The 24,865-nt window shown below is 66.6% G+C and carries 20 protein-coding genes and 1 riboswitch; of the genes, 19 read left to right on the top strand and 1 reads right to left on the bottom strand.

The features are described from left to right. Positions 1-68 precede the first annotated feature (68 nt). The 17 genes from G6N47_RS19880 (at position 69) to G6N47_RS19800 (ending at position 18,766) form a co-directional block, all read left to right on the top strand. Positions 69-1,421, top strand: coding sequence for a magnesium transporter MgtE N-terminal domain-containing protein (locus tag G6N47_RS19880; protein ID WP_083132147.1), 1,353 nt, complete (start codon positions 69-71; stop codon positions 1,419-1,421). Then, positions 1,418-3,085 carry an NRAMP family divalent metal transporter gene (locus G6N47_RS19875; protein ID WP_083132146.1) on the top strand — a complete coding sequence of 556 codons (1,668 nt, stop codon included), beginning with the start codon at positions 1,418-1,420 and terminating at the stop codon, positions 3,083-3,085. Before G6N47_RS19880 ends, G6N47_RS19875 begins: the two co-directional genes overlap by 4 nt. Positions 3,086-3,507: 422 nt before the next feature. Continuing rightward, positions 3,508-3,678: riboswitch (M-box (ykoK) riboswitch) on the top strand. 290 nt (positions 3,679-3,968) lie between these two features. Then, positions 3,969-4,268: a PE family protein gene (locus tag G6N47_RS19870; RefSeq protein ID WP_083132145.1), complete on the top strand. Its 300-nt coding sequence runs from the start codon at positions 3,969-3,971 to the stop codon at positions 4,266-4,268. A 14-nt stretch (positions 4,269-4,282) separates the two neighbouring features. Beyond that, the gene (locus tag G6N47_RS19865; protein ID WP_083132144.1) at positions 4,283-5,497 is read left to right on the top strand and encodes a PPE family protein; all 1,215 of its coding nucleotides are present in this window, start codon (positions 4,283-4,285) and stop codon (positions 5,495-5,497) included. Between the two features lie 71 nt (positions 5,498-5,568). After that, the gene (locus G6N47_RS19860; protein WP_083132143.1) at positions 5,569-5,862 is read left to right on the top strand and encodes a DUF732 domain-containing protein; all 294 of its coding nucleotides are present in this window, start codon (positions 5,569-5,571) and stop codon (positions 5,860-5,862) included. Positions 5,863-6,607: 745 nt separating this feature from the next. Further along, positions 6,608-7,912, top strand: a complete 1,305-nt coding sequence (locus tag G6N47_RS19855) for a PPE family protein (protein ID WP_083132142.1) — start codon at positions 6,608-6,610, stop codon at positions 7,910-7,912. A gap of 52 nt (positions 7,913-7,964) precedes the next feature. Then, complete coding sequence (locus G6N47_RS19850) at positions 7,965-9,371, top strand: PPE family protein (RefSeq protein ID WP_083132141.1); 1,407 nt, start codon at positions 7,965-7,967, stop codon at positions 9,369-9,371. 34 nt (positions 9,372-9,405) lie between these two features. Further along, positions 9,406-9,726, top strand: a complete 321-nt coding sequence (locus tag G6N47_RS19845) for a DUF732 domain-containing protein (RefSeq protein ID WP_083132140.1) — start codon at positions 9,406-9,408, stop codon at positions 9,724-9,726. 329 nt (positions 9,727-10,055) lie between these two features. After that, entirely contained in the window at positions 10,056-11,294 is a 1,239-nt protein-coding gene (locus G6N47_RS19840) for a PPE family protein (RefSeq protein WP_083132139.1), read from the top strand. 8 nt (positions 11,295-11,302) lie between these two features. Further along, entirely contained in the window at positions 11,303-12,643 is a 1,341-nt protein-coding gene (locus G6N47_RS19835; RefSeq protein ID WP_139799527.1) for a PPE family protein, read from the top strand. A 76-nt stretch (positions 12,644-12,719) separates the two neighbouring features. Further along, the gene (locus tag G6N47_RS19830) at positions 12,720-13,448 is read left to right on the top strand and encodes an MgtC/SapB family protein (protein ID WP_083132137.1); all 729 of its coding nucleotides are present in this window, start codon (positions 12,720-12,722) and stop codon (positions 13,446-13,448) included. 34 nt (positions 13,449-13,482) lie between these two features. Beyond that, complete coding sequence (locus G6N47_RS19825) at positions 13,483-14,373, top strand: sterol desaturase family protein (RefSeq protein WP_083132136.1); 891 nt, start codon at positions 13,483-13,485, stop codon at positions 14,371-14,373. Positions 14,374-14,517: 144 nt separating this feature from the next. Continuing rightward, positions 14,518-15,111, top strand: a complete 594-nt coding sequence (locus G6N47_RS19820; RefSeq protein ID WP_045383176.1) for a LysM peptidoglycan-binding domain-containing protein — start codon at positions 14,518-14,520, stop codon at positions 15,109-15,111. A 163-nt stretch (positions 15,112-15,274) separates the two neighbouring features. After that, entirely contained in the window at positions 15,275-15,913 is a 639-nt protein-coding gene (locus tag G6N47_RS19815) for an Rv1815 family serine proteinase (RefSeq protein ID WP_083132169.1), read from the top strand. Positions 15,914-15,973: 60 nt separating this feature from the next. After that, a complete protein-coding gene (locus tag G6N47_RS19810) occupies positions 15,974-16,645 on the top strand; it encodes a TetR/AcrR family transcriptional regulator (protein ID WP_083132135.1) in 672 nt (223 codons plus the stop codon). A 107-nt stretch (positions 16,646-16,752) separates the two neighbouring features. Further along, a complete protein-coding gene (locus G6N47_RS19805; RefSeq protein ID WP_083132134.1) occupies positions 16,753-17,253 on the top strand; it encodes a VOC family protein in 501 nt (166 codons plus the stop codon). A 49-nt stretch (positions 17,254-17,302) separates the two neighbouring features. Next, positions 17,303-18,766, top strand: coding sequence for an FAD-binding protein (locus G6N47_RS19800; RefSeq protein WP_083132133.1), 1,464 nt, complete (start codon positions 17,303-17,305; stop codon positions 18,764-18,766). Positions 18,767-18,842: 76 nt separating this feature from the next. On the opposite strand, the gene G6N47_RS19795 is transcribed toward G6N47_RS19800, so the two are convergent. Further along, a complete protein-coding gene (locus tag G6N47_RS19795) occupies positions 18,843-20,762 on the bottom strand; it encodes an ABC transporter ATP-binding protein/permease (RefSeq protein ID WP_083132132.1) in 1,920 nt (639 codons plus the stop codon). 70 nt (positions 20,763-20,832) lie between these two features. Between G6N47_RS19795 and G6N47_RS19790 the strand changes: the two genes are divergently transcribed. Both G6N47_RS19790 and secA2 read left to right on the top strand, forming a co-directional pair. Next, positions 20,833-22,467 carry an acetolactate synthase gene (locus tag G6N47_RS19790; protein WP_083132131.1) on the top strand — a complete coding sequence of 545 codons (1,635 nt, stop codon included), beginning with the start codon at positions 20,833-20,835 and terminating at the stop codon, positions 22,465-22,467. Between the two features lie 35 nt (positions 22,468-22,502). Then, positions 22,503-24,839, top strand: a complete 2,337-nt coding sequence (secA2, locus tag G6N47_RS19785; RefSeq protein WP_083132130.1) for an accessory Sec system translocase SecA2 — start codon at positions 22,503-22,505, stop codon at positions 24,837-24,839. The last annotated feature ends 26 nt before the right edge of the window (positions 24,840-24,865 follow it).

Raw genomic sequence — 24,865 nt, 5'->3', positions numbered from 1 at the left:
GTTTTGCGGCGACCGCGCGATAACCCCACCAACCGCCGACGCACATTGTGCGCCGAGAAGGGACAGCCATGACCAGGCCAGCTATCGGGTCCTGCGACTACGGCGCCAGCACCTCAGTGATCCACCTGTCCCAGTTGTTGCGGGCTCCGGTAGTAACACCTTCGGGCGAACCGGTGGGCCGCGTGGACGACATCGTCGTCCGGTTACGCGGGACAGACACCTATCCACTGGTGACCGGCATCGTAGCCGGCGTCGGTGGCCGGCACGTGTTGGTCAGTAAAGGCTCGATTCAGCGGTTGGCCGCAGACCGAGTAACTCTGGCCTACAACGAAGTTGACCTACGACGGTTCGCACGCCGCTACGGAGACGTGCTGCTGCGGGCAGATGTGCTCGGATACCGGTTGATCGACGTGGCGGCCGGCGAGCTGGTGCGTGCCTACGATGTCGAACTCGAGGAGACGCTCGATGGTTGGGTGCTGGCACGGCTCGACACTCGGCGCCCGCCGCGTCTTTTCGGCCTGCTGAAGTCGCCCGGGGGCCATGCTGCCCGCGACTGGAAGGCGTTCGAGCCGCTGATCGGACACAGCCAGTCGGTAGCGGTGCGTCGGGTTTCCGGGCGCGTGGCGGCGCTCAAGCCCGCGCAGATTGCCGACCTGCTCGAAGAAGCGGACAGGGCGGAAGGTGGGGAAATCCTCGACCGAGTGCGCAGTGACCCCGAACTGGAAGCAGACGTTTTCGAGGAACTCGACCCCGAAAAAGCAAGCCGGCTGCTCGACGACATGCCCGACGACGAGGTCGCTTCCTTGCTGAGCCGGATGCGTGCCGACGATGCGGCCGACGCGATCATCGATCTACGTCAGTCCCGCCGCCGCCGTGTTCTGGACTTGATGCCTGCGCCGCAGCGCACCAAGGTGATCACGCTTTTGGGGTTCAACCCCGACAGTGCTGGCGGATTGATGAACGTCGACACCGTCTCCTGCGGAAAAGGGGCAACCGCAGGGGAGGCACTCGCGGTCATCGGCAGCGCACAGACCGTCGCGCCCGAGGCGCGTTTGCACATTCACGTCCTCAACGAGCAGCGGCAACTCGTCGGCGTGGTGCCGGTCATCACACTGCTGCAGGCGAACCCCGCGAATATGGCTGTGGAACTTATGGATCCGGACCCAATCCGGGTCGGCCCCGACGCTGACCTGGCCGACGTCGCGGTGCTGATGGCCGACTATGACCTGAATATCATCCCGGTCGTCGACGACGAGGAGCGGGTGCTGGGTGTCGTCACGGTCGACGACGTGTTGAAGGCCACGATTCCCGACGACTGGCGTCGACGCGAACCCGGGCCACGCCCGGTGCGGGATCCGAACGAGACTCCCGCGAATGACGACCCGACGTCGATCGGCGGCGATGGGGGTGACTGGCTGTGACCGCCGTCGACCCCACCATCATCGACACGGCACCACCGGCGCCGCAGCGCACCGCGGTGCTGGACAGCGCCCACGTCGGCGACATCGAGGGCGCTCTGGGCCGAATCAGCCTCAGCGACACCGATCGTCCCCGCACCCTGAAGGTCCGGCTGGCGACCATGCTGGCGATCGTCGGGCCCGGTTTGATCGTCATGGTGGGCGACAACGACGCCGGCGGTGTCGCGACCTACGTGCAGGCCGGACAGAACTACGGTTACAGCCTGCTGTGGGTGCTGGTGCTGTTGATCCCTGTCCTGATTGTCAACCAGGAGATGGTCGTTCGACTCGGAGCGGTGACCGGAGTCGGACATGCGCGGTTGATCAACGAGCGGTTCGGTCGGGGCTGGGGCTGGTTCTCCGTCGGTGACCTGTTTCTCTTGAACTTCCTGACTCTCGTCACCGAATTCATCGGCATCACGCTGGCAGCCGACTACATGGGTATTCCCAGGTATGTGGTCGTCCCGTTCGCCGCGATCGCGTTGATCGCGATCATGACCACGGGCAGCTTCCGGCGCTGGGAACGCGCGATGCTGGTGTTCATTGCGCTTACGCTGCTACAGATTCCGATGCTGTTGATGTCCCATCCGCATTGGGGGCATGCGGCGAAATCGCTTGTGATACCAGGCGTGCGCGGAGGGGTTACCTCCGACGCGGTGCTCTTGGTGATAGCGATCGTCGGCACCACTGTCGCCCCGTGGCAACTGTTCTTCCAACAGTCCAACGTCGTCGACAAGCGCATCACGCCGCGCTTCATCGGATACGAACGAGCGGACACGGCACTGGGCGCCGTCGTTGTCACCATCGGAGCGGCCGCATTGATGATGACCGGCGACTGGGCCGCGCGCGCAACCGACAGCCGCGGTGGCTTCGTTGACGCCGGAGTCCTGGCACACCTGCTGGGCCGATACAACTCGACGCTCGGGTCGGTGTTCGCGATCGTCTTGCTCGACGCTTCCATTATCGGCGCCGCAGCGGTGACCCTGGCCACCAGTTATGCATTCGGCGACGTATTCGGGCTCAAGCACTCGCTGCATCGCGGCTTCGCGGATGCCAAGCCGTTCTATCTCTCCTACACGGGCATGGTTGTCGTCGCCGCGGCAATCGTACTGATCCCTGGCGCCCCGTTGGGGCTGATCACCACCGGTGTGCAGGCCTTGGCAGGATTGCTGCTGCCCAGCGCCACGGTGTTCTTGCTGCTGCTGTGCAATGACCGCGAAGTGCTGGGACCGTGGGTGAACCGTCCGTGGCTCAACGTGGTGGCCGGCGTGATCGTCAGCATCCTGTTGTTGTTGTCCGGGATCTTGATGGCCACCACGGTTTTTCCCGGACTGGACATCGTGTCGATCGCCGGCACTCTCTCTGCCGGTCTGGTGATTTGCGCCGCAGTCGGCTTCGGACTGCTGCGGTGGTACGGTCGCCAATGGCCTAAACCACCGGTGCCGGAGCAGCTTTCGCGCGCACTGGCCAGAGCCGACCGGTTGACGTGGCGGATGCCGCCCCTGACGTTGCTTGAGCCGGTCACCTGGTCGGTCGGAACTCGACTGGGCATGCTCGCCTTGCGCGGCTATCTCGTAGTCGGAGCAATCCTGTTGGCCGTCAAGGCAGTCCAGCTTGGTAGCGCCTGACCATGAATTGACTCCTGGTCACCCCGAACAGAAGTAGCGAGCAGGCACCGACATGTTCGCGATCCGACTCCTTAACGGACAGGAAACCATGACACCGGAGTGATCACGGTCTCGCGGATCGACGGATGCGAGGAAGTTACGACGCACTATTGCGATCATGCTGGTGACCACAAAACGCCGAGCGGACCCACAGGAATTTGCCAGCCAACGCGCAAACACTTTTCAGGCTTTGCCGGCGCCCGCCCGGGGAGGCCGCAGCTCGCACGAACGCCGTGGTCAGAGTAGGGATTGCCGGGTAGTCGAGCCGAGCGGTAGTCGGCGCGGCCGACCGTGTGTAGCAACCTTACGGGTGCGGCCGTCGTAAAGCATTACGGCCGAGCGGAGTTGACGAATGTGGACGTCGGTGTCAGCATAGGCGACTGCATGCACCTCGCTAGGTGAGGCGTCTGCACGGATATAGGCCACTGACCTCGAACGTCGAAAGACGCCCAGGGTCAGGACAGCTCTTCCCGGCTTAAGGGTTGAGCCCAAGTGGCTTCCGGGACAACCGGATACGCCGTGTGGTGCCGAAGCTCTGTCGAGAGGGGTGCCGCGCCCGACTCGTCGTCGGATGCCTCATCCCAGCGTGCACTCGTGTTGGCACCCGCGTGTGCCCTGGCCGTGAGGAGGTGAGAGCGACTTTGAGTCCGAGTGATAGTCCCTATCCGAGATCGACGACCGTTTCGCTCGAATCCAACCCCGGCACGGTTTCCACCATCTGATTCGGCTCGCTCCGGATGAGCTGATAAGCGCGCCTTGGCTTTTGCCGATCGTGCGTGGCTCCAGCATGCCCTGAGTTCGCCGTGCCGGCGCGGGTTCGGTCTGTTCCGCAAGGAGGAGCCCGATGACTTTTGTGACCACTCAGCCCGAGTTGTTGACCGCAGCGGCAGCCGACCTACGGGCGATTAGCGCCGCGATGTCGGCCCACAATGCGGCCGCAGCCGCTCCGACCACCACGGTGGTTCCAGCTGCCGCCGATGAGGTTTCGGCGTTGACGGCGACCCAGTTCGCCGCGCATGCCCAGCTCTACCAGGCCGTCAGCGCCCAGGCCGCGGCTGTTCACGACATGTTCGTATCCACCCTCGGCGCGAGTGCCGGATCGTATGCGGCCACCGAGGCCGCCAACGTCGTCGCTGCGGGTTAAAGGAGGTTGCCACAATGGATTTCGGAGCATTGCCACCAGAGGTCAACTCGGCTCGGATGTACGCCGGACCCGGTTCGGGGCCGATGCTGGCCGCGGCGTCAGCTTGGGACGGGCTGGCCGCCGAGCTGCGTTCGACGGCGGCGTCATATGAGTCCGTGATCGCGGGGCTGACCAGCGAAGGATGGATGGGACCGTCATCCGCAGCGATGGCCGCCGCCGCCGCACCTTACGCGGCGTGGATGAGCACGACTGCCGAGCAGGCTGAGCAGACCGCCGCGCAGGCCAAAGCAGCGGCCGCCGCCCACGCGGCGGCGTTCGCGATGACGGTGCCGCCGCCGGTGATCGCTGCCAACCGCGCCCAACTGGCCGCACTCGTCGCGACCAACGTGCTGGGACAGAACACACCGGCGATCGCGGCGACCGAAGCCCAGTACACCGAGATGTGGGCCCAGGATGCGGCCGCGATGTACGGCTACGCCGCCAACTCCGCGGCCGCGTCAAAGGTCACACCGTTCAGCGCACCGCAAAACACCACCAACCCGGGCGGCCTGCTAGCCCAGGGTGCAGCGTCCGGCCAGGCCGCCGGAACCAGCACGCAAAGCCAGCTTTCGCAACTCGTTTCGGCCATGCCCACGACGTTGCAGCAACTCGCCTCACCCACGTCTTCCACGTCGTCGGGATCGGGACTTTCCGGAATCCTTTCGGGCATCCTGGACTCACCGGACACCGGAGGTCTGGGGCCAAACGCCAATATCTGGAACACGATAACCTCGTCCGGCGCTACCAACCCGGCCGTGGTCACATCGATGATGGCGGACATGGCCATGATCGGCGCCACTCAGAACAGCGGGCTGGACGGGTTCCTTCCGAGCGGCGGCAGTTTGCTGCCCAGCGGCCCGGGGGTCGGGTCGGCGATCGGAGCAACCCGCATCGTCAACGCGATCACGGGCGGGACACCGGTGTCGGCGGGAATCGGCCAGGCGAGATTGGTTGGCGCCCTGTCGGTGCCGCAGAGCTGGGCCGCCACCACACCGGTGGCGAACTCGACCGTGACGCCGTTCCCAGGTGCCGGCTGGACAGCCGCCGCCCCAGATGTGGAGCCGGGCGGTATGCCAGGGATGCCCGGGATGCCCATGGCGGGTTCGGGGAACGGACGTGGCTTCGGCTTTGCCGCTCCGCGATACGGCTTCAAGCCGACCGTGATTGGCCGCCCGGTGGTCGCTGGGTAACCCGGAGGCGGTGTACGCTGGCGTGATCGGGGTTTGCTCGTTGGCCCACCGGCCAGTATCGGAGATTAACGATGCAACCGACTGCCATCGCGGCGGCCGTGGCGCTGTCGGCACTGCTTCTCGCGAGCGGCGTGCCGCCCGCACACGCCGATTCACAAGATGACGCCTACCTGAAGGCTCTAGCCGAGGTCGGTATCACTTCGTACCCAGCCGACAAGCTTGTCACGGTAGGCCACATGGTGTGTGCGTACAAATCCGCGGGCGCCGCGCCGTGGCAGACGCAGAACGGCCTGATGGGGTACGGGATCGCGCCGCAGGATCTTGATGCGGTGGTGAGCACCGCGGTCGACACCTACTGCCCGTGACTGCGGCGTGGCCTGTATCACAGTCCCTGCCGTGAAACCTTCTGCGCAGGCGAAGGATTCAGCGCGTTCGCCACATCACTTCGTGCCGATCACCGGCGTGATGTTGTCGTAACGTCAGTTTTACGTTCCAGCACAACGCATTGGGGGCCGTCCTCTCAGGAGATACTCAGCCGTCGACCAGCGCCAGGCCAGCATCGGCTGCGATGCTTTTGTCTGGTTAGGAGACGTGTATGACTATTAAAGCCGAATTCTGTGACGTGGAGCACCCTGCGATCGTCGGTATGGGTTCGTCTGCGGTGGTGCGCCGTGGCGGCGTTGAGGCTTACCTGCAACGTCGACGTCATCGGCAATGGCGCAATCGCGGGTCGTAAGCGGCTGCGTTTCGCCGGACCGTCGGTAGCGTTGTGCGGCAGTGTTTTTCGCATTGCGTCCTGACTATTGGATTGGCGCCTAAGCGCTGATCGGGGCGAGCGCCCGTTCGGGTTGAATGCTGCCCTGATACAGCGCTGTTGGTCACAGACGCCGCGCTGCCGCCGTGACCGATATTTATCGCGGCGAAACTTTGTGGGAACGCAACGCAAACAACCAGAGCGCAAACTCGTTGCGATGGCGGAGGTTTCAGGGAGGCGCGATTGCGGTGCCTGTGGCGGGGATCACCGTTTTAGAACTTTGAGCCGGTACTTGTACCGGCCACGGCGGCCGCGCACGCAATCGCGGCTTATCAGGCGACTAGAGGTTAGGTGATATGGATTATGCGGCGTTACCGCCCGAGATCAATTCGGGCAGAATGTATACCGGTCCGGGACCAGGCCCCATGCTCGCTGCCGCGGCAGCCTGGGACGAGCTTGCCAGCGAGTTGGGTTCGACGGCGTCGTCTTATCAGTCGGTGATCGACGGCGTGGTCAGCGGGCCCTGGCTGGGCCCGTCGTCGGCGTCGATGGCGGCTGCGGCGGCACCGTATGTGGCCTGGATGACTGCGAGCGCAGCACAGGCCGAGGAGACCGCGAACCAGGCCCGGGCCGCAGCTGCTGCCTATGAAACTGCTTTCGCCGCAACGGTTCCCCCGCCGGTTATTGCAGCCAACCGTTCCCTGCTGATGACGCTCGTCGCGACCAACATCCTGGGACAGAACACACCTGCGATCGCGGCTACCGAAGCCCACTACATGGAGATGTGGGCACAGGATGCTGCCGCGATGTACGCCTACGCCGGCTCGTCGGCGGCCGCCTCTCAGCTGACGCCGTTTTCCGAACCGCCCCAGACGACCAACACCGCGGGCACGGCGGCGCAAGCGGCCGCAGTTTCCCAGGCCAGCAGCACGGGCGGCTTGAACATAGGCACGCAGCTGTCCCAGCTGGTGAACTCGCTCCCGACCGCGCTGCAAAGCCTGGCAACCGGCCTCGGCTCGTCGCCGACAACCGGGTCGACGAACCTGTTGTCCGGACTGTCACTGCCGACACTGATGAACCTGCAACTGCCGTCGGGCCTTTCGACGGATCTGGCGAACTGGAACTCGATCTGGTCGACCGTCACCGGCCCGCTTTCTCCAGTGGGCTGGAGCGGCATGCTCGGTGGCCCGTTCTTGTCGTTCGGGCAGGCATACGCCTACGCCCAAAACGGGCAGGGCGCCGCCGCGTTCCTCGCCGGGCCGAAACCCATCACCGGGGCGCTGGCGCCGCTGGCCGAAGCGGTGAAGCCGGTGCTGAGCTCCGCCGGCGTTGGTGGGGCACCGGTATCGGGTGCACTGGGCAAAGCGGCGGTGGTTGGAAGTTTGTCGGTGCCGCAGGGCTGGACCGAAGCCGCCCCGGCGATCAGGACGGTCGCCTCCGTGCTGCCCGCGAACCTGGCGGCCGCCCCGGCGTCCTCGCTCGCCGGTGAAGGCACTCTGTTCGGCCAGATGGCCATGTCGAGCCTGGCCGGACGTGCGGTCGCCGCTACGGCGACACGCTCAGCGGGCGGCGCTGCGGGCGCAGGCTCACTCGGCGGTGTCGTCGCCGAGGCCGATCCCGCCGCGGCCACCATCATCGTGATTCCGGCGGTCGAGCAATGACGGTCAACACACTGCGCCGTCGAGGCGCAGATGACCGGGTGAGGGGATAGGCATGTTCTACGCAGCGCTTCCGCCGGAGATCAACTCGGGCAGGATCTACAGCGGTCCGGGGTCGGCGTCGATGCGGGCCGCCGCCGTCGCCTGGGACGGGCTGGCGGCCGAGCTTCAGTCCAGCGCCGTTTCCTATTCGTCGGTGGTTTCGAGCCTTACCAGCGGGCCATGGCTGGGCCCGTCAGCATTGTCGATGGCGGCCGCGGTCACACCGTATCTGACCTGGATGCAGGCCACCGCCGCACAGGCTGCCGAAGCTGCGGCGCAGGCTACCGCCGCAGCAACCGCGTATGAGGCGGCGTTCGCCGCGCATGTGCCGCCGGCGGAGATCGCGGCGAACCGCAGCCAACTGGCGTCGCTGATGGCGACCAACATTTTCGGTCAGAACACCCCGGCGATCGCGGCCACCGAGGCCCAATACGGCGAGATGTGGGCCCAGGATGCCCTTGCGATGGACAGCTACGCCGCGTCGTCGGCAGCCGCGACCAAGCTCACGCCGTTCACCGCGGCGCCGCAGACCACCAATGCGGGCGGGGTAGCAGGCCAGGCCGCCGCGGTGGCCCAAGCTGCCAGCACCCCGGCCGGCGGCGTGCAGTCGCTTCTGTCAGCAGCCGACCCGCTGACGACGGGCGACCCGCTGCTGCAGTGGCTGGCAAATCTTTCCACCGACTACACATCGACCATCAACGGCATGCTCAACGGCCTCTTTGGGTCAAGCGGGGCATCGACGATCACCGGCCTGATCAACGCCGTAAAAAGTCCGGTCAGCGCCTTCACCTCGGTGTTCAACCCCATCGGGCTCCTGGTCAACTTCCCGGTGTCGCAGTTCCTCAAGTTCGCCCCCGCCCCGGCGTACGGCGCGCTACCGAAAGACGCGCTGGGCGGCGGCCTTTTTGGGCCGTGGTATGGCCGCGGCTGGCTGACCAGCTCGGTGTCGGCGAGCATGGGCAACGCCGGCACATTGGCCGGAAACCTGTCAGTCCCGCCGACGTGGGCCACGGCCACCCCGGCCATCAGGACTGTCGCTGCCGCGTTATCGGCCGCCGCGCCGGACGCCGTGCCCGCGGCCGCAGTGGCCCAGGGCGAGCTGCTCAGTTCGCTACCGCTGGCGGGCATGCTGGGTAGCGCGGTCGGCTCCGGGGCTCCGACCACTTTCACTCGTGCCGGCGCGCGAAGCCGTCTGAAGCCGCTCAAAGATCTCAAAGACAGCCACTCGCCGGAACAATTGCAACGCCTGGTCGCACAAATATCGGAAAAGCCCGAAAGCGTGCAGCACCACACTGTCGACCAAGACGGCCTCGACAGTCTGCTCGAGCAGCTGGCGAAGAAGCCCGGCGTGCACGCGGTGCACCTGTCCACTGGCAAAAGCGACAAACCCAAGGTTGTGCCGGATGCGCAGTTTGGCTAGCGGGCCACTAGTAGCAGACACGAAAGGACGAGATATGAAAAAGCTGCTTTTGGTACTCGGCGCTTCTGCCGCGATCGGCCTGGCCCCACCGGCATACGGCAACCCGGGTGACGACGGTGGCGACGACGCCGGCTTCCTGGCTGCTCTGCAACAAGTCGGCATTCGCTATCCCAACCCTGCTGGAGCCGTTGGTGCCGGCAGAGCGGTATGTGGGTGCTTGAACAACGGCGAGTCGGGGCTGGAGTTGGTCCACGACGTGAAAACCCACAACCCCGGGTTCACGATGGAGGACGCATCCGATTTCGCCATGATTTCAGCGAAATACTATTGCCCACAACAACTCTCGAAGGGCTGACCCGTTCTCCGGCGCCGCTGTGCTGTCCCGCGCCAATCGCCCCCTCCACGAGCAGGCGTTCACCCTGGACGATCCAGCAGTAGCGGTTCCCGGGCCAATCTCGGGTGATCGACCACGTCGTGCAGGTCGGCCGCTGAGCCGTTAAAGCCCGATTCACAGGCTTTTCGCAGCATTCTTCGTGGGATTTCCCAGGGCCCTGTGCTCGGCGAACCTTCATAATCGCCCACAGGGGAGAGTCGCGTGCCCAACGTTGTCGCTTGGCATGCCGACAACGTGCCGGCCGGTATTGTGGCCGCGATCACGTCCAGGGTCAGTGGAGGGACGCAGCGATGGATTTCGGAGCGTTGATGCCGGAGATCAACTCCGGGCGCATGTACGCCGGTCCAGGAGCAGGTCCGCTGATCGCCGCCGCCGCTGCCTGGGACGCGCTGGCCGCCGAATTGAGTACGACGGCGTCGGCCTACCAGTCGATCATCGAGGGTCTGGTCAGCGGTTCGTGGCACGGGCCGACGGCGGCATCGATGGCGGCGGCGGTCGCGCCATACGTGTCGTGGATGAGCGCCAGCGCGGCGCAGGCCGAGCAGACCGCCAACCAGGCCAGAGCGGCGGTTGCCGCCTATGAGACGGCGTTCGCGGCCACGGTTCCCCCGCCGGTGATCGCCGCCAACCGCAGCCTGCTGGCGTCGCTCATCGCGACCAACATCCTGGGACAAAACACCCCGGCCATCGCCGCCACCGAATTCCACTACGCCGAGATGTGGGCGCAGGATGCCGCCGCGATGTACGGCTACGCCGGCTCGTCGGCGGCCGCAAGTCAGCTGACGCCGTTCACCCAGCCGCCGCACACCACCAACGCGGCGGGCATGGCCGCCCAGTCCGCAGCAGTTGCCAAAGCCGCCGCTACCACCGGTGTAAACGCGCAATCGACGCTGTCCCAACTGGTTTCGACAACGCCGCAGGCGCTGCAGAACCTTACCTCGCCCATGGCCGCGGCAGCCGCGCCGGCGCAATCATCGGTCACGTCGCTGCTGGACTTCATCACCGGGCCAACATCACCGCTGTCGTATTTCCCGATTGGCGGCGTGCCCTATCTGTTGGCCTTCCAGAACGTCCTGCTGCCGATGGCCGGGCAGAATCTTGCCGGCGCGTTGGCCAAGGCGTCGGCAGGTCCCGCGAGCAGCGCGCTGCTGGCCGGCGAACTCGGCGCCGGCACCCACGCGCTGGGCGCCACCACTGGTATCGCGCCCTCGGTGTCGGCAGGTATAGGGCAGGCAGGGCTCGTCGGCAAGCTGTCGGTGCCACCGGGTTGGGCCAGCGCCGCGCCGGCAATCCGGCCGGCGGCGTTCGTGCTGCCCAGCGCCAGCCTCGAAGCCGCGCCCGCCGCTGCCATGGCCGACGGCTCCGGCGGCCTGTTCAGCCAGATGGCCGTGTCGAGCCTGGCCGGGCGGGCCGTGGCAGGTACCGGCGGCAGCGTCACCCGTTCTGTCGGCGGCGCTGCCGGATCCCTGGGCGGCGCGGATACCGCGACGACGGCGACCATCATCGTGATACCGGAGCTGGACGAATGACCGTCGCACTGGATTTCGGAGCACTTCCGCCTGAGCTCAACTCAGCACGGATCTACGCCGGCCCCGGCGCGGGTTCGATGGTGGCCGCGGCGGCGGCCTGGGATAGTTTAGCCGCTGAATTGCGTTCGGCCGCAGCAGGTTACGGCTCAGCGATCGCCGGGCTGACAGGCCAGGCGTGGCAGGGCCCGTCGTCGGCGGCGATGGCGGCCGCGGCCGCGCCGTACGCCGCGTGGATGAACGCCACCGCGGCCCAGGCCGAGCAGACCGCCACCCAGGCCAGAGCAGCGGCGGCCGCATACGAGACCGCGTTCGCCGCGATGGTGCCGCCGCCGCTGATCGCCGCCAACCGCAGCCAGCTCGCATCGCTGGTCGCGACCAACCTTTTCGGCCAGAACACCGTGGCGATCGCCGCGACCGAGGCGCACTACAGCGAAATGTGGGCCCAGGACGCCGCCGCGATGTACAGCTATGCCGGGCAGTCCGCCGCCGCCTCACGGGTGACGCCGTTCAGCGCAGCGCCGCAGACCACCAATCCCGGCGGGTTGGCCGCCCAGGCCACTGCCGTCGGCCAGGCCGCCGGCGCCGGGGCGGGTACCCACACCCAGGCCGCGCTCTCCCACGTGGTCTCCACCGTGCCGCAGGCGCTGCAAAGCATGGCGTCGCCCGCGGCCGCCGACCCGCCGTCGTTCTCACAGCTCAGCTCCTATATCGAGGCGATACCCAAGCTGATCCTGCCGGCCAACGACGTCCTGATCACCGTGATATACGCGCTGGTCCAGGGAGTGCGGGCCGTCCAGTCCGGGGCGGTGGCAGCGTCGGGTTCGCTGGCGGCGGGCCTCGGTTCGACGACGTCCGTCGCCGGCGTCGGTGCGGCGGCCGCTTCGGCCGCGTCGACGGTCTCGGCGGGCGTGGGCCAGGCGGGCCTCGTCGGCGCGTTGTCGGTACCGCCCAGCTGGGCCGCGGCCACCCCGACGATCCGGCTGGCGGCCAGCGTTTTGCAGGGCAGCGGCCTGGGCGCCGCTCCGGCGGTGGTCGCCGAGGGCACGGGCGGCCTGTTCAGCCAGCTGGCCCTGGCCGGCATGGCGGGCAGCGCCGTCGGGGCGGCGGCGCCCAAAGCGGTCAGCGGATCCGTCGGGAAAGTCGGACGCCCGACGTCGGACAACGACGGGAAAACACCCGAGAAGCTCAAGCGCGTCCTTGCCGAGATGTCTCAGGCGCCGGAGTCGGTGCAGCACTGGCACACCAATGAGGCACAGCTGGAGAGTCTGCTCGCGCAATTGTCGGCGAAGCCGGGCGTGCATGCCGTGCATGTGAAGAAGGGCAAGCCGCCCACATCACGGTCGATCTAGCTGTCGTCGGCGCGCCGTTGTCGTCGAAGTCGTCCACACTAGAGCGGGACGCTCGACACGACAGGGGAGCCGGGTAATGCAGACGCTGAGCATCGCCGACTTTGCGTTGCGGTTGGCCGTGGGTGTGGGCTGCGGCGCGCTGATCGGGCTCGAACGCCAGTGGCGGGCGCGGATGGCGGGCTTGCGGACCAATGCATTGGTGGCCACCGGGTCAACCTTGTTCGTGCTCTACGCCGTCGCCACCAACGACAACAGTCCCACCCGGGTCGCCTCCTACGTGGTGTCGGGCGTCGGCTTTCTCGGCGGCGGGGTCATCCTGCGGCATGGGTTCAACGTGCAGGGGCTCAATACCGCTGCGACGCTGTGGTGTTCGGCGGCGGTGGGTGTGCTTGCCGCTGCCGGGCACTTGTTGTTCGCCCTGATCGCCACCGGAACCATCGTCGGCATCCATCTGCTGGGGCGCCCGCTCGGACACCTGATCGACCGCGACAACGTCGTCGAACAAGACGAAGACCAGCAGCCTTATCAGCTTCAGCTGGTCTGTCGCCGCAAGTCGGAAAAGTATGCGCGCGCCCAGATCGTGCAGCGAACCAGCAGCAACGATCTCACCCTGCGCGGAATTCACACCGGGCGTGCCGCCGACGACAACATCACGCTGACCGCTTACCTGTTGGCCGACGGACACGCGCCGGCCCGGCTTGAGCAGCTTGTCGCCGAGTTGTCGCTGCAGCCGGGCGTCTACGCGGTGCACTGGTACGCCGGCGACCAGAGTGAGCCCATGCCGCCTGCGGCCCAATCGAATTAGGGGCCGAGCCACTCCGAGGCATACAGTGTGGGCTGTGAATGCGATCGCCGATTTCCTCTCGGCGCTGCCGGAGCAGATGCGCGACCCGGTGCTGTTCGCGATTCCGTTTTTCCTTCTGCTGCTGATCCTCGAGTGGACCGCGGCGCGCAAACTCGAGCAAATCGAGCGGGCCGACAGACCCGCGTCGGGCGCCTACCTCACCCGCGATTCGTGGGCGAGCATCTCGATGGGGCTGGTGTCGGTGGCGACCACCGCCGGGTGGAAGTTTGTGGCCCTGCTCGGCTATGCCGCCATCTACGCGTATGTTGCGCCCTGGCACTTGTCGCCAACCCGCTGGTATACCTGGGCGATCGCGATCCTCGGGGTCGATCTGCTGTATTACTGCTATCACCGAATCGCCCACCGGGTCCGGCTGATCTGGGCCACCCACCAGGCGCACCATTCCAGCCGGTACTTCAACTTCGCCACTGCGCTTCGCCAGAAATGGAACAACAGCGGTGAGATCCTAATGTGGATTCCCTTGCCGCTCTTGGGAATTCCACCTTGGATGGTGTTCGTCAGCTTTTCGGTCAACCTGATCTACCAGTTCTGGGTGCACACCGAGCGGATCGACCGGATGTGGCGGCCTTTCGAATTCGTGTTCAACACCCCGTCGCACCATCGGGTGCATCACGGAATGGACCCGGAATACCTGGACAAGAACTACGGCGGGATCCTGATCATCTGGGACCGGCTCTTCGGCAGCTTCCAGGCGGAGATGTTCCGCCCGCACTACGGACTGACCAAGCAAGTCGACACGTTCAACATCTGGAAGCTGCAGACCCACGAATATATCGCGATCGCCCGCGATTTCCGGTCAGCGACCAGGTTGCGCGATCGACTGGGTTATGTGTTCGGGCCACCGGGCTGGGAGCCGGCGCGTTAACCGGGCGTTAGGCCAATGGTTCCGATTGCGGCGAGCCGAAACCGCCCGTTGCAAAAGCAAGATCAGTAAGCTCTGGCACGTCGTGCACACGCGACGAGGCCCGGCCGAACGTCGGCCGGACCGCGACGACGAGAAGGGAATGCTGTGGGAGACACGCTCACCGAAGGACAAAAGCTCGTTAAGGGAGAATCGCTCACTTCGAACAACGGTGCCTACACGCTGACCTTGCAAGACGACGGCAACCTGGTGCTGGCGTCGCGCGGCAAGGCGATCTGGTCGACGGGTACCAACGGCCAGGACGTGGTGCGCGCCGAGGTGCAGCGAGACGGCAACTTCGTTGTCTACACCGCCGACAAGCCGGTGTGGGCCAGCAACACCAAGGGCAAGAAGAACGTCAAGCTCGTTCTGCAGGACGACCGCAACCTGGTGCTGTACTCCGGCGACCAAGCGGCCTGGTCGACCAAGACCGAGACCGACGCGCCGCCGCCACCGGAACCCGAAGCCGCCCAGGTGACACCCGCCGCCGAAGAGCCCACCCCCGCCCCGGCGCCGGAACCCGAGCCGGCCCCGGAGCCCGAGCCGGCTGCGCGGACCTACACCGTGGAATCCGGCGACACGCTGTGGGCCATCGCCGAGCGCTTCTACGGCGACGGCAGCAAATACCAGGCGATCGCCGACGCCAGCGGGATCTCCAACCCCGACCTGATTCAGCCCGGACAGGTGCTGACCATTCCCTGATCGCAGCCGGCGACGAGCGCGGCGGTTTTCCCGACGGGACGAGCCGCCGCGCCGTCCGTCGCTAACGTTTGAAAGCGTTGCGTCGATAACTTCACCAGCCGGCCGGCACAACGCCGGCCCCGACGGATCGGAGTCGACGGTGCGCCGCCATGCGTTTGCCGCGATGCTCACCGCCACCGTGCTGGCGGCCGGTTTGCCGCCGACGAAGGCCAGAGCCGAGCCGGTGCAGGTGTTTCCAGGCATGGAGATCCACCAGGGCAATCATCTGTGCACGCTCGGCTACGTCGACCCGGCGTACCACATCGCGTTCACCGCCGGCCATTGCCGAGGTGACGGCCCGGTGACCGACAAGGACAACAACGTCATCGGCAACCTCGCGACGTTCCGCGACAACACGCCGAACGGCGCGACGGTGGCCACCGACCAGGAAATTACCGATTACGAGTCGATTGTGCTGGCCGGCGACGTCGCGGCGAACAACGTGCTGCCCGGCGGGCGCCCGCTGCAGTCCGACCCGGGACTGACGGTCAAACCCGGCGACCCGGTCTGCCATTTCGGGGTCGTCACGGGCGAAAGCTGCGGGACCGTCGAGAGCGTCAACAACGGCTGGTTCACCATGGGCAACGGGGTGGTCACCCAGAAGGGCGATTCGGGCGGACCCGTGTATCTCAGTGGCGCTGGCCCCGCCCGGATGGTCGGGATATTCAACAGCACCTGGGGTGATTTGCCCGCGGCGGTGTCCTGGCGGGTCACGTCGCAGCAGGTGCTCGAGGATGTCGGGGGACAACCGGGACCCGCGTAACTCTCACCGGGTTAGCCAGAACCCAAGAGCACTGATCTCTGTCGTGTCAGACTTGGCCCGATGAGCACACGGCGCGAGTCGCGGGAGCGGATCGAGACCCAGATCATCGAACTCGGCCGTCGCCACCTGGTGGACCGGGGTGCGGCCGGGTTGTCGCTGCGTGCGATCGCCCGCGAGCTGGGCATGGTGTCCTCGGCGGTCTACCGATACGTCGCGAGCCGCGACCAGTTGCTGGCGATGCTGCTGGCCGATGCCCGATCCGATCTCGCCGACGCCGTGGACCGGGCCCGCGATGCGATGCCCGAGCTGTGGAGCGACGACGTCATCGCGATTGCGCATGCTGCCCGCGGCTGGGCCCTTGCCCATCCCGCCGGCTGGGCACTGCTGTACGGCAGCCCCGCGCCCGGCTACCCCGCGGCGACCGACGACACCCCGCCGAGCAACCGGGTGGTCGGTGCATTGCTCGACGCCGTCGCGGCCGGAATCACCACCGGCGACATCGTCTTGACGAATAACCTTGCGCCGCAGCCGATGTCAACTGATTTCGAAAGGCTGCGCCACCAGTTCGGTTTTCCCGGCGACGATTCCGTCGTCGCCAAGTGTCTGGTGATCTGGGCCGGCGTGGTTGGCGCGATCAGCCTGGAGGTATACGGCGCAACGAAGCTGACCGACCCGCGGGCGGTGTTCGACGCGCAGGTGCGACTGCTGGTCGGCATGCTCACCCAGCATTGACGCGGACCTGAATTAGAACGTGTTCATCCTGCCCGGGTGGCGCCGTTGGCGCAGCGCGTGGCAACGTCCCTTTCAGCCTGGGCGGCGCTGGGCTATCCTGCGAGACGATGAGCCTTTCCGTCGAGTCTCCGGTGCAGATCGCCTGGGTGACGCACGACCTGGACGCCACCGAAATGGCTCTCACCGGCCTGTTAGGCGTCAAGAAGTGGTTCCGGATGCCCGAGGTGCACTTTGCGCCCGACGCCTGCAGCTACTACGGCAAGCCCGCCGACTTCGTCGCCAGTATCTCGCTTAGCTATCTCGGTGACATGCAGCTGGAACTGATCCATCCGGTTCGTGGCCCTAACATCTATAGTGACTTTCTGCGGGACAGCGGGCCGGGTCTGCACCACATCTGCGTCGAGGCGGACAACCCCGAACACTTTGCCGCGATGGTGGCCGCGGCAACCGGGCACGACGCCACCGTGGCGCAGGAGGGCATGATGCCGGGCGGTATGCGCTTCGCCTACGTGTCTGCGCCGCACGCCGGTGTGCCGTTCATCGAGATCGCCCACATCAGCGACGAGATCCGCCAGTTCTTCGACTACATCAAACAGGAGCAACGGTGAGCAGCGCCAACGACGATGCAGAGCGCAGCGATGAGGAGGAGTGGCGCCAATGAGCAGTCAGATACCTGCAACGGTCAACGCGGACGAGGTGTCGGCGTGGTCGGATGACGTCGACGTGGCGGTGATCGGGTTTGGCATCGCCGGTGGCTGCGCGGCGGTGAGCGCGGCCGCCGCCGGCGCACGGGTGTTGGTGCTGGAGCGGGCCGCGGCGGCCGGCGGCACCACGGCGATGGCGGGCGGGCACTTCTATCTGGGCGGCGGAACTGCGGTCCAGCAGGCGACAGGTCACCCCGATTCGCCCGAGGAGATGTACAAGTATCTGGTCGCCGTGTCACGCCAGCCCGACCACGAGAAGATCCGCGCCTACTGCGAGGGCAGCGTGGAGCACTTCAACTGGTTGGAGGACTTGGGTTTTCAGTTCGAGCGCAGTTACTACCCGGAGAAGGCGGTGATCCAGCCCAACACCGAGGGGCTGATGTACACCGGCAACGAGAAGGTATGGCCGTTTTGCGAGCAGGCGGTGCCGGCCCCGCGCGGTCACAAGGTGCCGGTGCCCGGCGACACCGAAGGGGCCAAGCTGGTGATCGACCTGCTGCTCAAGCGCGCCGAAAACCTCGGCGTGCAGATTCGGTACGAAACCGGTGCGACCGGTTTGGTGGTTAACGAGGCCGGCGCGGTGACCGGCGTGACTTGGAAGCAGTTCGCCGAAACCGGTGCGGTGCGGGCCAAGTCGGTGATCATCGCCGCGGGCGGGTTTGTGATGAACCCGGAGATGGTGGCCAAGTACACGCCGAAGTTGGCCGAAAAGCCCTTCGTGCTGGGCAACACCTACGACGACGGGCTGGGTATCCGGTTGGGGGTATCGGTCGGCGGTGCTACCCAGCATATGGATCAGATCTTCATCACCGCGCCCGCGTACCCACCGTCGATCCTGTTGACCGGGATCATCGTCAACAAACTGGGCAAGCGTTTTGTCGCCGAGGACTCCTACCATTCGCGCACTTCGGGTTTCGTGATGGACCAACCCGACAGCGCGGCGTTCCTGATCGTCGACGAGGCTCACATGGAGCGGCCCCAGGTGCCGCTGGTGCCGTTGATCGACGGCTGGGAGACGGTACCGGAAATGGAAGCGGCGCTTGGTATTCCGTCTGGCAACCTGGTGGCGACACTGGATCGTTACAACGAGTTCGCGGCCCGCGGCGAGGATCCCGATTTTCACAAGCAGCCGGAATTCCTTGCGCCGCAAGATAAAGGGCCATGGGGGGCGTTCGACCTGTCGCTGGGCAAAGCCATGTACGCCGGGTTCACCATCGGCGGGTTGGCGACGTCGGTGGACGGTCAGGTACTGCGTGAGGACGGCAGCGTCGTGCCCGGGCTGTACGCGGTCGGCGCGTGCGCATCCAACATCGCCCAGGACGGCAAGGGATACGCCAGCGGCACGCAATTGGGCGAAGGATCGTTCTTCGGCCGCCGCGCCGGCGCGCACGCCGCGACCGCTAATCCGCGAATGTGAATCGTGCGACGCGACACGCTGGCGACGCGTCGCGAATTTCACACTCGGCGACATTTAGACGGGCGGTCCAAAAGCGCTAAACCGGGGCGGTTTCCGCCCCCACCGGCCCCAGACGCCACTCGCCGCCGCCGAGCAGGTGCAGCTCCTGTTCGTGGTGCTGCTCGACGGTGTGGCGATGGCTGACGCTCACCACGACGCAGTCGGGTAGCTGGGCACGCAACAGCTGGTACAGCGCGAACTCCAGGCCCTCGTCGAGCGCCGAGGTGGACTCGTCGAGGAACACCGCCTTGGGCTTGGTGAGCAGGATCCTGGCGAACGCGACCCGCTGCTGCTCGCCGGGGGAGAGCACCTTGGCCCAGTCCTCTTCCTCGTCCAGCCTCTCGTACAGCGGGGTCAGGGCCACCTTGTCCAGCACGTCGCGCAGTTCGTGGTCGGAGACGTCGTCCGGCGAATTCGGGTAGCACAGCACGCCGCGCAGACTGCCCAGCGGCACGTACGGCAACTGCGACAGGAACATCGTCGCGTTGTCGCCCGCGGGGCGGCACAGCGTCCCGGACGCGTACGGCCACAGCTCGGCCAGGCTGCGCAGCAGCGTGGTCTTGCCGGCGCCCGAGCGCCCGGTGATCACCAGGGTGTCGCCGGTGTCCAGCTGGAGGTCGAGTGAGTCGATCAGCTGGTCGCCCTCGGGCGTACGCACCTCGACGTGGGCGAGCTCCACGGTGGTGTCCTCGCTGGGTTTGACCAGCAGCGCCGGCAGCGCCCGGCCGCGTGAGTTGGCGTCGACGAGGCCGTGCAACCGGATGATCGCCGCGCGGAACGCCGCGAACGCGTCGTAGTTGTTGCGGAAGAACGACAGCGATTCGTTGATGTTGCCGAAAGCCTGCGCTGTCTGTGTGACATCGCCGAAGGCGATCTCCCCGGCGAACAGGCGTGGCGCTTGAATTGCCAAGGGCAGCGGAATGATTGTCTGAGTTGCCGACCAGTTCCATCCGTTGAAGATGATTGTCCGGCGGACGAATCTGCGATAGTTGTCGATAATCGGCGTAAAGCGCCGCCAGAGTTCGGACCGTTCGACCCGCTCCCCGCGGTAGAAGCCCACCGCTTCCGCGGCGTCGCGCAACCGGACCAGGGCGTAACGGAACGCGGCGTTGAGTTTCTCGTTGTTGAAGCTGAGCCAAATCAGCGGGCGCCCAAGCCAAATCGCGACCACCGTCACAACCAAGACATAGATCAACACGGCCCAGAACATCGCGCGCGGCACGTTTACGCCGAACACATCGAAATTCCCCGACAAGTTCCACAGGATCGCGGTGAACGAGATCACCGATGCAACCGCGTTGACAGCGCCGAACAGCAGGGTATTGGTCGTCCCGTTCGACGGGATGTTCGGGGTGCCGCCAACCCCTGCGGTGAAGATGTCGACATCCTGCTGGATGCGCTGGTCGGGGTTGTCGATCGCGTTGTCAATGAACAGGTCCCGGTAGTACGCGCGGCCTTCAAGCCAGTCGTCGGTGAGGTGGGCGGTCAACCACATACGCCAGGCGATGATGAATCGCTGGGTCAGGTAGATGTCGAGGATCACCCGGGCGATGAAGATGGCCGCCAGCAGGATGAAGATCCCGAGCGAGATCCAAAAGTTGTGGATCCCGGACTGTTTGACCTCATCGTTACCCGTGGCGAGCCCTTTTAGTGCCACCTGCAGCGCCGTGTACATGTCGTTGCTCTGATAGCTGAACAGGACGTTGAGCCGGACCGAGAACAGCACCAGCAGCAGCAGCACACCGAGCCCCAGCCACGCCTTGACGCCAGTAGGACCGACGAAGTAGCCGCGCGTGATCCGCCAAAACTGGCGGCCCCACGGAGTGAGATACCTGATCGCGACCAGCACGGCCAGCAGACAGGCGGCACCGATCACCCAGGCGATGGCAAGCCACCGCAACGAATCAATGGGTGCCGTCGACCAGTTGATCGACGGCTTGAACGGCGTGGGGTTCAACTTCGACGTCTCCTTCTGCGGTCGGGGCTTCCCCGCAAGCTACCCGAGCAATTCTCGATAGGCTGCGCAGATGAGCACCGAAGCCCCGAGCGCCACGCTGCACGCCGGGCAGCTGATCGCCCGCCGACTGAAAGCCAGCGGCATCGACACCGTCTTCACCTTGTCCGGCGGCCACTTGTTCTCGATCTACGACGGCTGCCGCAGCGAGGACATCCGGCTGATCGACACCCGCCACGAGCAGACCGCCACCTTCGCCGCCGAAGGCTTGTCGAAGGTGACGCGGCTGCCCGGGGTTGCGGCGCTGACCGCCGGCCCCGGCGTCACCAACGGAATGAGCGCGATGGCTGCCGCGCAGCAGAACTCGTCGCCGCTGCTGGTGCTCGGCGGCCGCGCGCCGGCCCTGCGGTGGGGCATGGGGTCGCTGCAGGAGATCGACCATGTGCCATTCGTGGCGCCGCTGGCCCGGTTTGCGGCAACCGCGCAGTCGGCCGATGCGGTGTGCGGGCTGGTCGACGAGGCGCTGCGGGCCACGGTGACCGCGCCGTCGGGGGTGGCATTCGTCGATTTCCCTATGGACCACGTGTTTTCGGTCGCCGAAGACGACGGCGCCCCCGGTGCGTTGGCCACCCTTCCGTCGCCGCCAACGCCCGACGGCGACGCCCTCGACCGGGCCGTGAGCCTGCTGGCCGGCGCGCAGCGGCCGGTGATCATGGCCGGCACGAACGTGTGGTGGGGCCACGCGGAAGCCGCGCTGCTGACTCTGGTCGAGCAGCGGGGGATACCGGTGCTGATGAACGGGATGGCGCGCGGCACGGTGCCCGCCGATCATCCGATGGCGTTCTCGCGAGCGCGTTCAAAAGCGTTGCGGGAGGCTGACGTTGCCGTGGTACTCGGAGTGCCGATGGATTTCCGGCTGGGCTTCGGCGGGGTGTTCGGGTCGGAGACTGCGCTGATCGTGGCGGACCGCGTCGAGCCCGACCGGGAGCCTCCCCGGCCGATCGCGGCCGGGATCTACGGTGACCTGTCGGCGATCCTGTCAGCGCTGAACGGGCCCAGCGGATACGACGACTGGGTCGCCGAGCTGCGGTCGGCCGAGACCGCGGCGCGCGATGCCGAGAAGGCCGAGCTGGCCGACGACCGCACGCCGCTGCATCCCATGCGGGTGTACGCCGAGCTGGCGCCGCTGCTGGACCGCGACGCGATCGTCGTCGTCGACGCCGGCGACTTCGGCTCCTACGCCGGCCGGGTGATCGACAGCTACGTCCCCGGCGCCTGGCTCGACAGCGGCCCGTTCGGCTGCCTGGGATCCGGGCCCGGCTACGCGCTGGCGGCCAAACTCGCCCGGCCCGGGCGTCAGGTGGTGCTGCTGCAGGGCGACGGCGCGTTCGGGTTTTCCGGCATGGAATGGGACACGCTGGTGCGCCATGGCGTGCAGGTGGTCTCGGTGATCGGCAACAACGGAATCTGGGGGCTAGAAAAGCACCCCATGGAAGCCTTGTACGGCTATTCGGTGGTGGCCGAGCTGCGGCCCGGCACCCGCTACGACGAGGTGGTTCGCGCGCTGGGCGGCCACGGCGAGCTGGTTTCCGCGCCCGCGGAGCTTCGGCCCGCGCTCGAGCGGGCGTTCGGCTGCGGGCTGCCCGCCGTCGTCAACGTGCTGACCGACCCGGCCGTCGCCTACCCCCGCCGCTCCAACCTGGCTTGAGTGCCGCCGCGAGCGTGCGTGAGTACCGTTGTGCTGTGCCGAAGACCACCAGCGCTAAACCGGGTCGGCTGAGCAGCAGGTTCTGGCAACTGCTCGGCGCCAGCACGGAGAAGAACCAAACCCGTTCGCTCGCCGAGGTCAAAGCGTCGGCCGAGTACGACGAAAAGGCCGCCGCCCTCGACGACGAGCAGCTGCGCAAGGCCGCCGGCCTGCTCAAGCTCGACGACCTCTCCGAATCCAAGGACATCCCGCAGTTCCTGGCCATCGCCCGCGAAGCCGCCGAGCGGTCCACCGGGCTGCGGCCATTTGACGTGCAGCTGCTCGGCGCGCTGCGCATGCTGGCCGGTGACGTGATCGAGATGGCCACCGGCGAGGGCAAAACCCTGGCCGGGGCGATCGCGGCCGCCGGCTACGCCCTGGCCGGCCGCAGCGTGCATGTCGTCACGATCAACGACTACCTGGCCCGCCGCGACGCCGAATGGATGGGCCCGCTGATCGAGGCGTTGGGGTTGACGGTCGGCTGGATCACCGCCGAATCGACCGCCGAACAACGGCGCAAGGCCTACCAATGCGACGTCACTTACGCCTCGGTCAACGAGATCGGCTTCGACGTGCTGCGCGACCAGCTCGTTACCGACGTCGCCGACCTGGTGTCGCCCAACCCGGACGTGGCGCTGATCGACGAGGCCGACTCGGTGCTGGTCGACGAGGCGCTGGTGCCGCTGGTGCTGGCCGGCACCACCCACCGGGAAACCCCGCGGCTGGAGATCATCCGCCTGGTCGGCGAGCTGCACCCCGGCAAGCACTACGAGACCGACTCCGACAGCCGCAACGTGCACCTGACCGAGGACGGCGCGCGCTACGTCGAGGCCAAGCTCGGCGGCATCGACCTATACTCCGAAGAGCACGTCGCCACCACGCTGACCGAGGTCAACGTCGCGCTGCACGCCCACGTGCTGCTGCAACGCGACGTGCACTACATCGTGCGCGACGACGCCGTGCACCTGATCAACGCCTCCCGCGGGCGCATCGCCCAACTGCAGCGCTGGCCCGACGGCCTGCAAGCCGCCGTCGAGGCCAAGGAGGGCATCGAGACCACCGAGACCGGCGAGGTGCTCGACACCATCACCGTGCAGGCGCTGATCAACCGCTACACCACGGTGTGCGGCATGACGGGCACCGCGCTGGCCGCCGGCGAGCAGCTGCGCCAGTTCTACAAGCTCGGTGTCTCACCGATCCCGCCGAACACCCCCAACATTCGCGAAGACGAAGCCGACCGGGTGTACATCACCGCGGCCGCCAAGAACGACGCGATCGTCGCGCACATCATCGACGTGCACGAGACCGGCCAACCGGTGCTGGTCGGCACCCGCGACGTCGCCGAATCCGAGGAGCTGCACGAGCGGCTGCTGCGCCGCGGCGTCCCCGCGGTGGTGCTCAACGCGAAAAACGACGCCGAGGAAGCCCGGATCATCGCCGAGGCCGGCAAGCTCGGCGCGGTGACGGTGTCGACCCAGATGGCCGGGCGCGGCACCGACATCCGGCTGGGCGGCTCGGACGTAAGCGACCACTCCGCTGAGAAAAAAGAGGTCGCCGAACTGGGCGGGCTGCACGTGATCGGCACCGGCCGGCACAACACCGAACGCCTGGACAACCAGCTGCGTGGGCGCGCCGGGCGCCAGGGCGACCCCGGGTCGACGGTGTTCTTCTCCAGCTGGGAGGACGACGTCGTCGCCGCCAACCTCGAGTCCAGCAAGCTACCGACCCAAACCGACGACGACGGCCGCATCACCAGCCCCAAGGCTGCCGGGCTGCTGGATCACGCCCAGCGCGTCGCCGAAGGCCGGATGCTCGACGTGCACGCCAACACCTGGCGCTACAACCAGCTGATCGCCCAGCAGCGCGCCATCATCGTCGAGCGGCGAAACACGTTGCTGTCCACCGCAACCGCGCGCGAGGAGCTCGCCGAGCTGGCGCCCAAACGCTACGAAGAGCTGTCGAAAACCCTCTCCGAAGAACAGCTGGAGAAGATCTGCCGGCTGATCATGCTCTATCACCTCGACCGCGGCTGGGCCGACCATCTGGCGTATCTGGCCGACATCCGCGAGAGCATCCACCTGCGGGCGCTGGGCCGGCAGAACCCGCTCGACGAATTTCACCGGATGGCGGTCGACGCGTTCGCGTCGCTGGCCGCCGACGCGATCGAAGCCGCGCAGCAGACCTTCGAAACCTCCCCGGCGATCGAGGAGGAGCCCGGCGTGGACCTGTCCAAGCTGGCGCGGCCAACGTCGACGTGGACCTACATGGTGCACGACAACCCGCTGGCCGACGACACGCTTTCGGCGCTGAGCCTGCCCGGGGTGTTCAGATAGCGGCGTTCGCAAGCGCGGCGGAGCCG

This window comes from Mycobacterium branderi (assembly GCF_010728725.1).
In the GTDB taxonomy this organism is placed as follows: Bacteria; Actinomycetota; Actinomycetes; order Mycobacteriales; family Mycobacteriaceae; genus Mycobacterium; species Mycobacterium branderi.
Note: the sequence above shows the minus strand (reverse complement) of the source record. Positions and strands in the feature narration are given on the sequence as shown.